Here is a 14,898-nt window from a genome sequence, read left to right as displayed (position 1 = left end):
AGCGGCCAAAGCAACAGGGAGAGACGACCATGCGGCTCGGCCGCGCCCAACTCGACCGGCTGCCGCCGGCCATCCGCCGTCCCGCCTATGACCGGTCGCGCGTCACGCCCGGCATCGTGCATCTTGGTCTCGGCGCGTTTCATCGCGCCCATCAGGCCGTCGTCATCGACGATTGCCTCGCCGCAGGCAGCATGTCCTGGGGCATCGTCGGCGCGAGCCTGCGCAGTCCGGAGACGCGCGACGCCCTCGCCCCGCAGGATCATCTTTATACGGTCGCGATACGTGCCGCCGAAGGCACCGAGCACCGCGTCGTCGGCGCGCTGCTCGACAGCGTCGTCGCGCGCGAGAAGCCGGCCGCGCTGGTCGAGCGGATGGCCGACCCCGCCATTCGCATCGTCTCGCTGACGGTCACCGAGAAGGGCTATTGCCACACGCCGCAGACCGGTGATCTCGACGAGCGGCATCCTGATGTCGTGCATGATCTCAACAATATCGACGCGCCGCGCTCGGCGCCCGGCTTCATCGTGGCTGCGCTGGCGCGCCGGCGGGCGCAGGGGCTGGCGCCGTTCACCGTGCTGAGCTGCGACAACCTCGCCGCCAACGGCCACACCGTGCAGCGGATCGTGACGCAGTTCGCGGCGCTTCGCTCCAGGGACCTCGGCAAGTGGATCGCTGATGGCACCGCCTTCCCCTCGACCATGGTCGACCGCATCGTGCCGGAAACAACCGATGCCGACCGTGACGCGGTGTCGTCCGCGCTCGGCCTGCGCGACGCATGGCCGGTGATGACCGAGCCGTTCACGCAATGGGTGGTCGAGGATCGTTTCACGGCAGGCCGGCCCGATCTCGCCGCAGCGGGCGTCGAGCTCGTCACCGACGTCAAGCCGTTCGAGTTGATGAAGCTGCGGCTGCTCAATGCCAGTCACTCCGCGCTGGCCTATCTCGGCTATCTCGCGGGATACAAGACCATCGCCGACACCATGGTCGATCCGCATTTCGCGCGCCTCGCCGCGCAGGTGATGGAAGAGGCAGCGGTGACGCTGACGATGCCATCAGGCACTGATCTTTCCGCCTATCGCGCCTCGCTGCTGAAGCGGTTCGCCAATCCGGCGCTGCATCACCGCACCTGGCAGATCGCGATGGACGGCTCGCAGAAGCTGCCGCAGCGCCTGCTCGGCGCGATGCAGGATCGCCTGCACAAGAACCTGCCGATCGCAACGCATGCGCTCGCAGTAGCCGGCTGGATGCGCTACGTCACCGCGCTCGACGAGCAGGGCCGCGCCATCGACGTGCGCGATCCGCTCGCCGGCGAGTTCGCGGCGCAGGCGCGCGAAGCAGGCCCCGTCGCTGAACGACTCGCGCCAGCACTGCTCGGCGTCGAAAAAGTATTCGGACCACTGGGCGCCGAGCCGCGCCTGCGCGAGGCCGTCACCACGGCGCTCGGCCAACTCTATGCAAAGGGTGCGCGGCAGGCGGTGGAGACGCTCGTCGCGGCGTGACTACAAAGCAGGCAGCCATGCTGCACTGCGGTCAAAACGAACGCAAAATCGAACGGAAGTCGCGCTTGATTTTTGCCTGTCATTGCCTCACCCGGGAGCCATGGCAGACGACAGCAAGGTCATCGCCGCGAACGCGGCCTTCTACGCCGCCTTTTCGAGGGGCGACTTCGACGGCATGGAACAGATGTGGGCAGATGACGACGCCATCTCCTGCATCCATCCCGGCTGGCCGGCGATCATCGGCCGCGCCACCGTGATCGGAAGCTGGCGCGATATCCTGCAAAATCCGGAGCGACCGCAGATCGTTTGTGCCGAACCGCAGGCCATCGTCGACGGCGACAGCGCCCGTGTGCTCTGCATCGAGATCGTCGACGGCACCGCCTTGGCCGCCGCGAACCATTTTCGCCGCGTCGGCGACGGTTGGCGCCTGGTTCACCATCAGTCGAGCCCGATTGCGCAGATTGTCGAGCAGGCAGAGGACGATAGAACGAGTCACCGCGTCCATTGACCGCGCCAGGCCCGGCGGCACGTTCTACTGTGCATGGGGTTGTTTTTCGCTTTTTGTTTGGACCCCGAGTTCCGACAGATCATTCAGCACCACCCGCGCCTCGCTGAAATCATCGTCCCGGAAGAACATGCTGCGGGTGATGAGAACCGGAATATTCGCGCGTGAGGCCGCGATCAGGCCATTGGCGGAATCCTCGATCGCGATGCAGTCCGATGCATCCAGCTTCAGCCGCGCCAGGACTTCCAGATAGACGTCCGGCGCCGGCTTCTTGTGGCGGACATCCTCGCCGGCAACAATCGCATCAAAATGCGCGGCCCAGCGGCTCCCCAGCGCCCGCGACAGCAGCGCATCGATATTGCCGTGCGACGTCGTGGTCGCAATCGCAAGCCGCTGGCCGCGCGCTTTCGCGGCTGTGAGGAGATCCGTCACGCCCGGCCGCAACGGGCAGCAGCCGGTCTCGATCAGCTCGGCATAATGCGCGGTCTTGATGCGATGGAGCGCGGCGATGTCCGCGTCCGACAATGGCAAGGCGATCCGCCGCCCGTCCTGGTAGGCGCGGATGCGCTCCTTGCCGCCGGTGACCCGCAGCAGCTCCCTGTAGATCGCACGGTCCCAGTGCCAATCGAGGCCGCGGCGGATGAACGCTTCGTTGAAGGCCTGCCGATGCAGTTCCTCGGTTTCCGCCAGGGTGCCGTCGACATCGAAGATCAGGGCGGCAGCGCGCCGGATCAGCTCTGCGGCGCTGGACCGCGCGATGGTGGCCGCCCTGACCTGCATGATCGACGCTCCGCCCATGACGTCCCTGTGACGGGCGACCATCGCTTGCGCTGGCGGGCGAGTAAAATCGCAATATCTTTTGCCGGACCCAAAAATCCCTTATGAGCGGAAGCGCGCGGTGATGCGGTTGGAACCTTCATCGGCACGGGAGACGCATGCGGCTGTTCATCCTTGGCCTTGGCTATAGTGCCCGGCACTTCGTCCGCAAGTTCGGCGGCACCTTCTCGCACGTCGCCGGCACGGTGCGCGATCCCGCCAGGCGGGACGAGCTTTCCGGCATCGAGCTGCATGCCTTTTCCGGCGACCCCACGCGCGAGACGATTGGACACCTCCGCAACGCCGACGTCCTTGTCGTGTCGATCCCGCCCGGCAGCACGGGCGATCCCGCCATCGCGGCGTTTGGCGACGCGTTGGCGGCTGGCCGCCGCAAGGTCATCTATCTCTCGACCATCGGCGTCTATGGCGATCACGCCGGCGGATGGGTCGACGAGAGCACGCCGCCACAGGCCATTCTCGACCGCACGCGGATGCGGCTGACGGCCGAGCAGGCCTGGACCGACACGACGCGTGGCGATGCCGCGATCCTGCGGCTCGCGGGCATCTACGGCCCCGGCCGCAACGCGCTGGCGACGCTGCGCGCTGGCACGGCCCGGCGGATCATCAAGCCCGGCCAGGTCTTCAACCGCATCCATGTCGACGACATTGCAAGCGCGATCATGGCCGCGATACGCCATCAGGGTGGCGGCACGTGGAACGTCTGCGACGATGAGCCAGCGCCGCCCCAGGACGTGATCACCTACGCCGCGGGGCTCATCGGCATCGCCCCGCCGGAAGAAGAAGCGTTCGCGACGGCCGAGATGTCGGCAATGGCGCGCAGCTTCTATTCCAGCAGCGCCCGCGTCTCCAACGCGAGATTGAAGAACGAGCTCGGCGTCACGCTCGACTACCCGACCTATCGGCACGGTCTCGACGCGCTGTTGCGCGCCGGAGAGGGACGATAGGGTTCCGGCATCTCCGGCGCGTCCCAGACATGCCCTGCCCGCGCTTGACTTCGTTCTCGCGCGGACGTGATCTAGGCATCGCGCGAGCCACTCGCATAACGAGCTCGCCTTGGGAGGATGCAATGAACAAGACGATCGTCATGATCGCGGCGGCGGCTGCCGTCATCACGTTCGCTACAGCGCGCGCCGCCCCGCTGCCCGAAGCCAGTCCCGACGACGCCGGTTTTTCGAAGCAGGGTCTCACCCGGCTCGACGATTTCTTCGCCCGCGAGACCGCCGCAAAGCGCGTTCCGGGCGCGGTCGTCGCGGTGGCGCGCGACGGCAAGCTCGTCCACTACAAGGCCTACGGCATGCTCGATCCGGACAAGGGCACGCCGATGCCCGTCGACGCGATCTTTGCACTGGCCTCGATGACCAAGCCGATGGCGGCAGTTGCTGGCCTCACTTTGATGGAGAAAGGCCGGCTGCCGCTCCAGACCAAGCTCTCCGACTACTATCCGGGCTTCGCCGACATGAAGGTCGGCGTGACCCAGGCCGACGGTTCGCTCAAGCTCGAGCCGCAGGCTTCGCCGATCTTCATCCACGATCTCTACCGGCATACGTCCGGATTGATGTATGGCGGCCGCCCGGACAGCTCCAGCCCGGTGGCGCGGCAATATCCCGACGGCATCGCGCCCGCGGTGGAAGGCGACACCCAGGCTTTCATCGACCGCATCACGAGGCTGCCGCTGGCGCATCAGCCCTCGACGGAGTTCGAGTACGGTTTTTCGATCGACGTGCTCGGCGCCGTGGTCGAGAAGGTGAGCGAGCAGAAGCTCGGCGAGTATCTCGCCAGCAATGTGTGGCAGCCACTCGGCATGAAGGACGCGACCTTCCATCCCACCGACGCGCAGCGCCCGCGGCTCGCCCGTCCGTTCCCCAGCGATCCGCTGACCGGCAAGCCGCAAGCCATCAAGCTGCTGGACACGCCGACCAAGTTCGATTGCGGCGGCGCCTGTTCGTTTGCGACGGTCGGCGACTACATCCGCTTCGGACAGATGCTGCTCAACGGCGGCGAGCTCGACGGCCAGCGCATCCTCTCCCCGAAAACCGTGCATCACATGACGACCAACCACCTTGGTCCCGAGATCAAGAACAACGTGGCGACCATCGAGCCGCATCGCGCCGGCTTCGGCTTTGGCCTGTCGGTCGCGGTCCGCACCAGCGAAGGCCTGTCGTCAGTTCCCGGCAATCCCGGCGAGTTCACCTGGAATGGTGCGTTCGGAACGCAGTTCTTCTGCGATCCGAAGGAACGTCTCGTGGTGGTGGTGGGAACCGCGGCGCCGGGCGAGCTGCGCAAATACTATCGCGAGCAGGTCCAGGACATCGTCTACGGCGCGATGGTGAAGTGAGACTCGCACCCTGAAATGAAGAGGGCGGCCGCTCGGGCCGCCCTGCGAAATTCGGCGTCAGCAATTCGGCGTCAGTTCAGGACGCCGTACTTCTTGAACCAGGCCTCCGCCTGCTTCCAGGCATCTTCCGCCGCATCCTTGCGGTAGCTGCCGCGGTAGTCGGCATGGAAGCCGTGCGGCGCTTCCGGATAGATCTTGAACTCGGCCGTCTTCTTGTTCTCCGCGAGCGCCGCTTTCATCTGCTCGACCTGGGCGACGGGAATGCCGGTGTCGGCGCCGCCATAGAGGCCGAGCACCGGCGCCTTCATTTCGGGAGCCAGTTGCATCGGGCTCTTCGGCCACAGCGGATTGGCGGGGTCGACCACCGTTCCGTAGAAGGCGACGCCCGCCTTGAGCGCGCAGCTATGGGCGGCATATTCCCAGACGGTGCGCCCGCCGCGGCAGAAGCCGATGATGCCGAGCCTGGCGGTGTCGCCGCCTTGCGATCCTGCCCAGGCCACGGTCGCGTCGAGGTCGGACAGCAACTCGGCGTCCGGCTTGGCATTGACGACCGGCAGCAGGTCCTTGATCTCGCCGATCTTGGTGAGATCGACGCCCTTGCGGAAGTAATAGTCGGGTGCGATCGCGAATGCGCCGAGCTTGGCCAGGCGCCGCGTCACGTCCTTGATGTATTCGTGCAGGCCGAAGATCTCCATCGCCACGATGATCACGGGCGCCTTGGTGTTGCCGGCCGGGCGGGCGAAGTAGACGGGCATCTCTTCGGAGCCGACCTTGATCTTGGCTTCGCCAGCCTGGAGGCCGCTGGTGTCGGTCGCGATCGCCTCGGCGCGGACCGGTCCGGCCGCGAGCGTGTAGCCGGCGGCAACGGCCGCGGTGGCGCTCATGAATCCGCGGCGCGAGACCGGAGCGACTTTCGTCAGCCCGACGACGTCGGATGTCATGGTGGTTTCAATGCTCATCGGTCTATCCTTCCTGATGCTTGGCCCTGTTCCTTCAGGCGACGCATTCGCCAATGATTGCAGGCCAAACGCAAATCACCAGCCTGCGAGCGCATGCCCTGACGCGAAGCACGCCAGAGCTGATCGGCGAACGACGATCTGAAGCCCGTTGCCGACGGCGATGCGATACCCGGGATCGGTGAGGCATGGCGGTCCTCGTTGCCTGGCCCGATCGTGCTTTGGATTTAACCGTCTAGGTACATCGCAGCGCAACATCCATTAACCGAAAATGGCGGTTCTCCCGTCGTCATTCGCGTTACCCGAGTTGCAGGCACCTCACCCGTCCGCGCGATTCGAAACATCATGCGGCAACAAATGGGCTCCGCAGTGGCTGCTGCGACACATCATGTTGCTCGGATACCGCGCGCTATCGGAATCTTGCACACGAACCCCGGTCATTTGACTGAAATTTTCAGAAGAGTTGAGCCGTACTATTTACTCGAACTTTCTTTGTGACGCTCTAGTTCCACATCCGAACCTTCGATCTCCAGAACGGAGAAGCGTCTTCCAAGCGCGGCCAGTCGTCCCGTTTCGAGTGAAGCATCGCTCGACAGCTTCATTCTCGCCCGCCCGGATCGCACGACCAAAGACCCAATTGAATATGGCTTTATCCGATCCGGACTTGAGATGATTTTAGCTCGCGAAGCGATTGAATTATTGGGGCAGATGGCCCGCATCCTGTGGTTCGAAGGCACCAAGCATGGCCTGCGCGACCGCGAATGGATGGCCCTGCGCTTCCTCTCCCGCGCCAACCGTTTCTCGCGGACGCCCTCGGCGCTCGCGAGCTATGTCGGCACCACGCGCGGCACCGCCTCTTTCATCATCGGCGAACTCGAACGGCTCGGTTATATCGAGCGCAAGCGCTCCGCCACGGACAAGCGCTCGGTGTTGCTCAGCGTCACGCAGCAGGGCAAGAAGTTCCTGGTGCGCGACCCCGTCAACGTGCTCGTCGAGGCGATCGCCGTTCTCGACGACGACGGCAAGACCCGCTTTCGCGACACACTCCGGCACGTGTTGGATCAGTCGGACGCGGCGGAGCAGCGGCACCATACTGATGTTTGCAAGCGATGCATCTTCCTGCGCGAAGATCGTACCGCTGCGGACGGCAAGGCGACGGTCGATTTCAGCTGCCGCCTGTTCCGCGCACCGATCGCGGAGCCGGAAATCGACCTGCTATGTACCAGCTTCGAGCATCACCGCCAGTAGAAGGCTCCCCTCGTCAGGGCGCTGCCTTGCGTGACGAGTAGATGACGCCGCCGCTGGCTTCCACTACCAGACGGCCGTTCTCGCTTCTGATCTCCTCGATGCGGCCAAGGCCGGGCACCTGCTGTCCCAGCACGGCCTCTATGACGCCGTTCGGACTTTGCAGGATCGCAATCCCCTCATAGGCCTGGCGAACCGACCAGCCCTTGATCACCTTGCGCGGCGCCGTCATGCGCTCGGATGGAGCCACCGAACCCGTGGTCTCGGGCGCGGTGACCGAGGCCATCACCGGCATCGGCTGCTGCGGTTGTGTGGCCACGGGCGTCGGAGCCTGGGCCTGCGCCTGCGCGAGCTTGTCGAGCTTCACCGTCGAGGACGAGCTCACTCGTTCGATACGATCCAGGTTCTCGGCGAAACGGCCAAAACGGTCGTTGGTCGCCTTGCTCGATTGATCGACCGCGGTGCGCAGGCCGTCGAGATTTTCGGACACGCCCGAGACTTGCTTACGCAGCTGCGCGACGGTCTCGCGCAGATTCCTGATCTCCGTATTGGCCGCGACGTTGTTCTGGGCGGGCTGCGTGGTGAGATAGGCGATCACACCGGTGCAGGCGCAGACAACGAGAATAGCGGCCACCGCCAATGTCGCGAGCGGCGCGACCCAGGTCGGACGGGGCGGCGGCGGCTTGGCCACGATCGTCGCGGGCTTCATCACGACCGGCGCAGGCTTGGGTATCGCCATCTTGTCGAGGCGCGCCTTTGCACGAATACGCTTCAGACCCTCGAGCGCTTCCTTCGCCAGGGTTTCATCGCTCGCCGCAGCCGACGCTCGCCTCGAGCTCGCAGCAGGCTTGGTCGCTCGCGCCGCATTGTCCTTGTTATCGCGCGCTTCCGAAGCCGGCTTCGCTGCCGCGGAAACATCAGCGGTCTCGCTGGGACGAGCTTGTCCATCGGACAACATGTGAAAATGCTCCGTTCGGTTCGGTCTATCGAACGGTGAAGCTAGTTGCCGAAGCTTGCCTGAAACGTGCGCACCGAAAACCTCTCATCACGCGCAATGCGACGCGACATGAGTCCAAAGCGTCATGCACGTGGCGATAGTGCGACTCGAAAGACACACACTCGCCAAGATTTCGCCAAGCTGGAGTCGCGACTCCGTACATGAGTCGAATTGTCGCATGTGGATAAACAGACCCGAGAGTCAATTCGGGGTTGAAAACCCCTCCATGCACGTCACTGGCGGCACTACCCAAAATAGCTGTGATTATACGGAGATGCGGAACTTTACGACCGCCAAGGTGCAAAACTAGTTCGGATTTCAAATCAACTGATGCGATTGAATATACAAAGAAACAACCCGAAACGAATCAACAGCATCAAACACACATAGCAATCGCTTTGTTGCGCGCGCTTGATCGGAAATCGGCAATTGTTACGGTCCTATTCAAGTGATTCTCGCCAGTTGGCGAGGGGATCGACAGAGTTCAGTAGCGTTCGAATAAGCAACTTGGCGCAACTGTTCTAGGTCGCTGTCTCAATCCGCTCCGCGAGGTGATCCGTAAGACACCCGCCGGGCCTCACAGTAAGCGTTCAGTATCGAGTCGAAGTAGCAGGCCTGTGCAAGCAGGCACTGAATGCGTAGGGCTGCCCGCGAATATCGAAGCCATAATAACGGTACGCGGGAAAGGAATGTCGTCAAACAGCATCGTTGCCGAGCCGGGGCATCACAACAACCAGCCGGCCGCAACAAGTGCGAAACAGGGGCGAAGACTGATGTATATTATCGTTGATGATCGCGAGAGCGTCACGAACAGCTACGTTGCAGGGCTTGTTCGCGAAGGCGTATCGTCGATCGGATTCTCATCCGGAGAATTCTGGGAATGGCTGCAATCTGCGAGTGAATCGGATCTGGCGGCGGTCGACGCGTTCCTCCTCGGGGATTGCGATTCCCGCGGAAGCCTGCCGCGGGCGATGCGCAAGCGCTCTTCGGCTCCCATCATCGCCATGAGCAGCCAGAAAATGCTCAAGAACACGCTTGAGCTGTTCGAATCAGGCGTCGACGACGTCGTGCACGTGCCGATTCACCTGCGCGAGATCCTCGCCCGAACGGCCGCCATCGCGCGCCGCCGGGTAGGAGAGCTGCCGAGGCCCTGCGAGACCAGGATCCAGGTCTTCTTCAACGGACGCGACCCCGAGATCGCGGGCCACGCCCTCACCCTGCCCCGCCGCGAGCTGCGCATTCTCGAATATATGGTCAGCAACCACGGCAAGTGGATCACCAAGACGCAGATCTTCAACGCGGTCTATGGCATCTTCGAGTCGACCTTCGACGAGAGCGTGATCGAGAGCCACGTCAGCAAGCTGCGCAAGAAACTCCGCGACCGCCTCGGCTTCGATGCGATCGTGGCCCGACGCTACGTCGGATACCGCATCAACATCCCGGCTGGCGAGACCATCGATGTGCCAATGCAGGACCTCGACGAAGTCGGCATCCTCCTGAACAGGGCGCATGCCGCGCCGACGGCGTACCCGGCCGGAAACTGACGCGGCAGGGCACCGACACGAACTGACAACAACGGCCTCTGCGGAGTACCCTTCGCAGAGGCCGTTGCACGTTCAGCAGCAGACACGGCAGAACACCGCTACCGCCCTGTCGCGGTAGCCGCCACGGCTCCAGAGACTCGTCCTGACGCGTCTTGAAGCGAACCGGTATCCGCCTCGCTCGAAAGCGCTTCAGGGCTTCTGCTGGAATTCTTCCTTCGAAACGTAGTTGAAGTCCTCGATCAAAACGTCCTGGACGACGTCGGCCTGCATCCGCTCGTTCACGCGCTGCTTGATGGCAGTCGTGAGGATGGAGAGGTCGTAGCGGGCGAGCTTTCTGAAATCGAGGCGATCGTCAGCATAGATCCTGCGGAAGGCCTCGTCGACGACGAACGGCTCCGGCGGAACGCTGAGCTGGTGCATGGTCCGCGCCTCGACGGTGTAGACGAAGCGCGCCACGATATAACCCTGCACACCGCCGCCCTCGACCATGGGCACGCTCAGCGCGCGTGTTTTCTGGTACTGAAGTCCGTCGAGAAATTCGTCCTTTGCCGGCAGCAGGGTGCGTTTTCCTTCCAATAGGCCACGCCATAGCTCGTGCCCGCGGTGAGGATGCATACCCAGAGCCCGGCCAGCACGAGTCTGATCATTTTCCGTCCTGCGTTGTACGACCCGTGTAGGTACCGTCCGATTCGGCGTCCTTGATCGCCCTGACGATGATGGTCGCGACCTCGCGCACCGCATCGTAATGCATTTCGAGGATGGAACGATTTCGCTCGAGCTTCTCGCGCAGCCGCTGTATCTCCTCGGTGATCTCGACCTCGCTGCCGAGATGCATCCGCGCCCGCATCAGGCGGACGAATTCGAGCATGCTGCGGCTCTTCCGCGCGCTGAAGTCGTCGAAATCGACCTTCTTGCCCGTCGCGAGTGCGGCCGTCTCCTCCTCGACGATGCTCTCGAGCCGGCGGATCGCCGCCAGCAGGCCGCGCATCTCGTCGAATCTCGCCCCGTCGGCGCCATCGATCTCCGCCTCTTTGCCGACATTCGGCAGCAGCACGGGCAGCAACGCATCACTCGATGCGGCCTCCGTCGTCATCGCCTCGGTATCCCCGACCGGCTGCTCCATCATCACGGCCGCCGCGCCTTCTAGTGCCTGCATTGGAAATTCACCCCTCAACTTCTGTCGCCCATTTCCGGATCATGATCCGACCTTGCCCGTAACATCCGGACCCGCCGGATGCGCAGCGGCGAGCTGCTTGGCAATGCCGATGCCCTTGCCCTTCGCGAGCTGAGCACCAAGCTGTTCCGCCAGCATCGACTTCCAGACGCCGCCGGCCGTGCCCTTGCCGAAGACCTCCTCCGATTCCTTCGGCAGCATGGTCTCGACGAAGGTCTGCAGGATGAACGCCTCGAACTTCCGGTACACCTCTCCGGACGCCGGTGCCTTGATCACCTGCACGGGCGGCCCGTTGACCGCACCCGACTGCGCTTCGGCAAGCTTCGCCGCGGCTTGATCGCCGGTCGCTGCCTTGGCTTTGCCGACCTCGGCATCCATCGTGGCGGCGAAATCGGTGTCGGATGATTTCAGCGCATCGAGCTTCGCAGTCGCTGCGCGCTGCGTCACGGGATCGGCGGCATCGAGGACGTCGAGGACGAGGTCGGGCGTCGCTGTCACGATCATGTCTTGTTCCGGTTGGCTGGCCGCAGCGTCCACTCGCGCACGGCAGGGCTTATTCCCGTCATCTCCTCGAGCGAGCGCTTCTCCGCGTCGCGAAGCTTGTCGGCGAGCGCCGCCTTCGCGACCTGCTCGAGCTGTTTCACACGACGGCTCTCCGAGCGGACCTGGTCGAGCTGCTGCGATGCCTGCGCCTGAACCGCGCGCGCACCAACGCTCGTCCTGTTCAGGCGGCGTGCGATCGATTCGCTCGACGAGCCCGCCGGCGGATTCCCCTCGTTCAGCGTACCGACCAGCCATTCCTGCTCGTCCTGCAAGCTGCGCTCCTGCTGCCGCAATTGCGCCAGCTGCCACTCGGACAGCCGGAGCTGGAGCTTCACGAGCGAGACCATCCGGCCGAGCTTGTCCGCGCGCGACGTCATGGCCGTCACTCCGCCAGCCACGACGAGACGCCGAGCATGAATTGCGTCAATAACTCGTCGCTGGTGAGGTAGATCAGCAGGAATCCACCAAACAGCACGAAGGGCACCGAGATGAAATAGACCGGAATTGCCGGCGTCAGCTTGTTGATCAGGCCGACCGCCAGGTTGACGATGACCGAGTAGACGATGAAGGGGCTGGTGATGCGCAGCGTCAGAACGAACGCCTCCGACAGGCGACTGACGAGCAGATCGAGCGCCATGCTTCCGCCGAGCCTGCTGCCGGGATGCCAGACGTCATATGAGTTCATCAGCCCCCGCAGGACCTGCCAGTGCTGGTCGGTGATGAAGAACAGGGTGGTGACGGACGCCATGATCAGCGGCACCAGGGCCGGCGCCGGATCGGTGTCGCCGACCGGCGTACCCGGGATGTTGCTGAGCCCGATCGCGCTCGCCATCACGGTCGCCATGGTCTGGAGCGCGAGGAAGAACACACGCCCACCAAGCCCGATGACGCTACCGACCACGATTTCGGAGCAGATCAGGAGCGCGAGCGTCAGCGGCGCAGCGTTGTCCGTGAGAGGTTTCAGGATTGCGATCAGGATCGGCGTCAGCGCGAACGTCGTGACGAGCGCGACGAACAGGCGGATCTGCGCCGGAACGTTGACGCTGGAATAGCCGGGCACGAGCATCAGGCAGGCACCGATGCGACAGAACACGATGAACGTCACCAGCACGCTGTCGGCAAGGCCGCTGATCACGATATCGCTCCGAGAGCTCTGATCTCGGCGCTGCGCGCGACCTCGACATGCGACAGGATCGGCAAGGTCGGGAACACCCGCTCCAGGATCATCCGGACATAGGGGCGGGCTTCGGGCGTCACCGCCAGAACGACACTGGTGCCGTTCTCGGTAAACTTGCGGATCGCAGCACTGGCCTCGGTGGCGAACTGTTCGATCAGGCGCGGATCGGCGTCGAATTCGACGACGTCGCCCTTGGCGTCGCGCTTCAAGCTCTGGTGGAACGCCAGGTCCCAGCGGTTGCCGAGACGGATGACATTCAGCACACCGTTGTCGGAGAGATCGCCGCAGATCTGCTGCGCAAGACGCGTCCGCACGTGCTCTGCGACCTGCTCGGACCGCCGCACATGGGGAGCGATCTCAGCAATGGCCTCGAGGATCAGATGAAGGTTGCGGATCGACACGCGCTCGGCCAGCAGGATCTTCAGGATCGCCAACAGACCCGAATAGGAGATCTGCGAGGGGCAGAGATCCTCGATCAGGCGCTTGTATTCGGGATCAAGCCGGTCGAGCAGCCCGCGCATGTCCTTGTAGGACAATAGCTGCGAGAGATTCGCCCGGATCACTTCGCTGAGATGCGTGAGCAGCACCGACAGGTTGTCGACCGGCTTGCAGCCCTGGCGCTTGACCTCGTCGGTGAAGGCCTCCGTCACCCAAAGCGCCTTCATGCCGAAAGCAGGCTCAATCACCTCTTCGCCGGGCACGTCGGGCTTGCCGTCCTTGTCGACGAGCACCAGCACCTCGCCGAGCCGCAGCTCGCCATGGGCGATGCGCGTGTCGTGGATCCGGATCTGATATCCCTTGGGATCCATCGACAGATTGTCGGTCAGCTTGATCTCGGGAATGACAAAGCCATACTGCTTGGCGAACTTCTTGCGGATCTTGCTGACCCGATGCGCAAGCTCGTTACGCGAGCCCAGGAGATGGACCGAAAGATGACCGCCGAGCGCCAGTTCGATCTCCGCGGTCTTGAGCGATTCCTTGACCGATTCCTTTGCATCGGCCTGGGCGCGCTCGTCGGCTTTGCGCGCATGCTCCTTCTTCTCCCGCGCCGCCTGCCGCCTCGGCAGCGAGTAACCGACGAAGGCCATGACGCCGCCCAGCAGCACGAACGGCGCCATCGGCAGCCCCGGCATCAAGGCGAGCACGAACATCATCAACGACGCCGCCGACACCGCGCGCGGATAGCCGCCGAGCTGCCGCAGCACGGCCTGCTCCGCCGACCCCCTGGTGCCGCCCTTGGAGACCAGAAGGCCCGCCGACAGCGACACGATCAGTGCCGGCATCTGCGTTACGAGGCCGTCGCCGACGGAGAGTTTGGTGTAGACGTCGGCGGCGCGCGACAGCGTCAGACCGTGATGCGTGACGCCGATGATGATGCCGCCGAAGATGTTGATCGCGGTGATGATCAGGCCGGCGATGGCATCGCCGCGGACGAATTTCGAGGCACCGTCCATCGCGCCGAAAAAGGAGCTTTCCTCTTCGAGCTCCCGGCGCCGGCGCTGGGCTTCCTTGTCGTCGATCAGGCCCGCGGACAGGTCCGCGTCGATCGCCATCTGCTTGCCGGGAATCGCATCCAGGGTGAAGCGGGCGCCGACTTCGGCGATACGCGTCGCACCCTTGGTGATCACGACGAAGTTCACCGTGACCAGGATCGCGAAGATGATCAGACCAATGACGAAGTCGCCGCCCATGACGAACTTCGAGAAGCCGGCAACGACGTGGCCCGCGGCGGTTTCCCCCTCCCCGCCTCGCGACAGGATCAGGCGTGTCGTCGCGACGTTGAGCGCCAGACGCAGGATCGTTGCGATCAGCAGCACGGTCGGAAAGGCGGAGAAATCGAGCGGCCGCTGGATCCACAACGCGACCATCAGGATCAACGCCGACAACGCGATCGAGACCGCGAGGCCGAGATCGATCAGGATCGGCGGTATGGGCAGGAACAGGATCGTGAGCATGGCCACGATCCCGCCGGCGAAAAAGGCATCCGCCCCGAAGCGGCGCGGGCTTGGCAGGCTAGCAGCTAACGTATCGGCCATGGTTCACCGGCAGAGGGTCCGACCCGCAATCTGCCGTGCAAAGCTTACGC

The 14,898-nt window shown here is 63.9% G+C and carries 14 protein-coding genes and 1 pseudogene; 6 read left to right on the top strand and 9 right to left on the bottom strand.

The features are described 5' to 3' along the window. The first annotated feature begins 29 nt into the window (after positions 1-29). A complete protein-coding gene (locus WHZ77_RS06850; protein ID WP_375312982.1) occupies positions 30-1,499 on the top strand; it encodes a mannitol dehydrogenase family protein in 1,470 nt (489 codons plus the stop codon). Positions 1,500-1,599: 100 nt separating this feature from the next. Further along, positions 1,600-2,007, top strand: coding sequence for a nuclear transport factor 2 family protein (locus tag WHZ77_RS06845; protein ID WP_375312981.1), 408 nt, complete (start codon positions 1,600-1,602; stop codon positions 2,005-2,007). Positions 2,008-2,031: 24 nt separating this feature from the next. Here WHZ77_RS06845 and WHZ77_RS06840 read toward each other — a convergent pair whose 3' ends face one another. Beyond that, positions 2,032-2,784, bottom strand: a complete 753-nt coding sequence (locus WHZ77_RS06840; protein ID WP_375312980.1) for an HAD family hydrolase — start codon at positions 2,782-2,784, stop codon at positions 2,032-2,034. Between the two features lie 155 nt (positions 2,785-2,939). On the opposite strand from WHZ77_RS06840, the gene WHZ77_RS06835 reads away from it, so the two are divergent. After that, positions 2,940-3,785, top strand: coding sequence for an SDR family oxidoreductase (locus WHZ77_RS06835; protein ID WP_375312979.1), 846 nt, complete (start codon positions 2,940-2,942; stop codon positions 3,783-3,785). Between the two features lie 122 nt (positions 3,786-3,907). Further along, a complete protein-coding gene (locus WHZ77_RS06830) occupies positions 3,908-5,176 on the top strand; it encodes a serine hydrolase domain-containing protein (protein ID WP_375312978.1) in 1,269 nt (422 codons plus the stop codon). Positions 5,177-5,247: 71 nt separating this feature from the next. Here the strand turns inward: WHZ77_RS06830 and WHZ77_RS06825 are convergent, their stop codons facing one another. Beyond that, the gene (locus WHZ77_RS06825) at positions 5,248-6,135 is read right to left on the bottom strand and encodes a dienelactone hydrolase family protein (RefSeq protein ID WP_375312977.1); all 888 of its coding nucleotides are present in this window, start codon (positions 6,133-6,135) and stop codon (positions 5,248-5,250) included. Between the two features lie 666 nt (positions 6,136-6,801). On the opposite strand from WHZ77_RS06825, the gene WHZ77_RS06820 reads away from it, so the two are divergent. Further along, entirely contained in the window at positions 6,802-7,380 is a 579-nt protein-coding gene (locus WHZ77_RS06820; protein WP_375312976.1) for a MarR family winged helix-turn-helix transcriptional regulator, read from the top strand. A gap of 13 nt (positions 7,381-7,393) precedes the next feature. Here WHZ77_RS06820 and WHZ77_RS06815 read toward each other — a convergent pair whose 3' ends face one another. Continuing rightward, on the bottom strand, positions 7,394-8,335 hold the full coding sequence (locus WHZ77_RS06815) for a hypothetical protein (RefSeq protein WP_375312975.1): 942 nt from the start codon (positions 8,333-8,335) through the stop codon (positions 7,394-7,396). An 812-nt stretch (positions 8,336-9,147) separates the two neighbouring features. Between WHZ77_RS06815 and WHZ77_RS06810 the strand changes: the two genes are divergently transcribed. Next, positions 9,148-9,918, top strand: coding sequence for a response regulator transcription factor (locus tag WHZ77_RS06810; protein WP_375314668.1), 771 nt, complete (start codon positions 9,148-9,150; stop codon positions 9,916-9,918). A 189-nt stretch (positions 9,919-10,107) separates the two neighbouring features. Here WHZ77_RS06810 and WHZ77_RS06805 read toward each other — a convergent pair. The 6 genes and pseudogenes from WHZ77_RS06805 to flhA form a co-directional block, all read right to left on the bottom strand. Next, positions 10,108-10,565 (bottom strand): annotated as a pseudogene (locus WHZ77_RS06805) (hypothetical protein). Beyond that, the gene (locus WHZ77_RS06800; RefSeq protein WP_375312974.1) at positions 10,562-11,074 is read right to left on the bottom strand and encodes a flagellar biosynthesis protein FlgN; all 513 of its coding nucleotides are present in this window, start codon (positions 11,072-11,074) and stop codon (positions 10,562-10,564) included. The pseudogene WHZ77_RS06805 and the gene WHZ77_RS06800 overlap by 4 nt, the downstream one beginning before the upstream one ends. 39 nt (positions 11,075-11,113) lie before the next feature. Beyond that, positions 11,114-11,596 carry a rod-binding protein gene (locus tag WHZ77_RS06795; protein ID WP_375312973.1) on the bottom strand — a complete coding sequence of 161 codons (483 nt, stop codon included), beginning with the start codon at positions 11,594-11,596 and terminating at the stop codon, positions 11,114-11,116. Continuing rightward, positions 11,593-12,012, bottom strand: a complete 420-nt coding sequence (locus WHZ77_RS06790; protein WP_375312972.1) for a hypothetical protein — start codon at positions 12,010-12,012, stop codon at positions 11,593-11,595. The genes WHZ77_RS06795 and WHZ77_RS06790 overlap by 4 nt, the downstream gene beginning before the upstream one ends. A gap of 5 nt (positions 12,013-12,017) precedes the next feature. Beyond that, on the bottom strand, positions 12,018-12,770 hold the full coding sequence (gene fliR / locus WHZ77_RS06785) for a flagellar biosynthesis protein FliR (RefSeq protein WP_375312971.1): 753 nt from the start codon (positions 12,768-12,770) through the stop codon (positions 12,018-12,020). Further along, positions 12,767-14,848, bottom strand: coding sequence for a flagellar biosynthesis protein FlhA (flhA, locus tag WHZ77_RS06780; RefSeq protein WP_375312970.1), 2,082 nt, complete (start codon positions 14,846-14,848; stop codon positions 12,767-12,769). The genes fliR and flhA overlap by 4 nt, the downstream gene beginning before the upstream one ends. Positions 14,849-14,898 lie beyond the last annotated feature (50 nt).

Origin of the sequence: Bradyrhizobium sp. A5, assembly GCF_042076515.1 — a bacterium.
Classification (GTDB): Bacteria; Pseudomonadota; Alphaproteobacteria; order Rhizobiales; family Xanthobacteraceae; genus Bradyrhizobium; species Bradyrhizobium cosmicum.
Note: the sequence above shows the minus strand (reverse complement) of the source record. Positions and strands in the feature narration are given on the sequence as shown.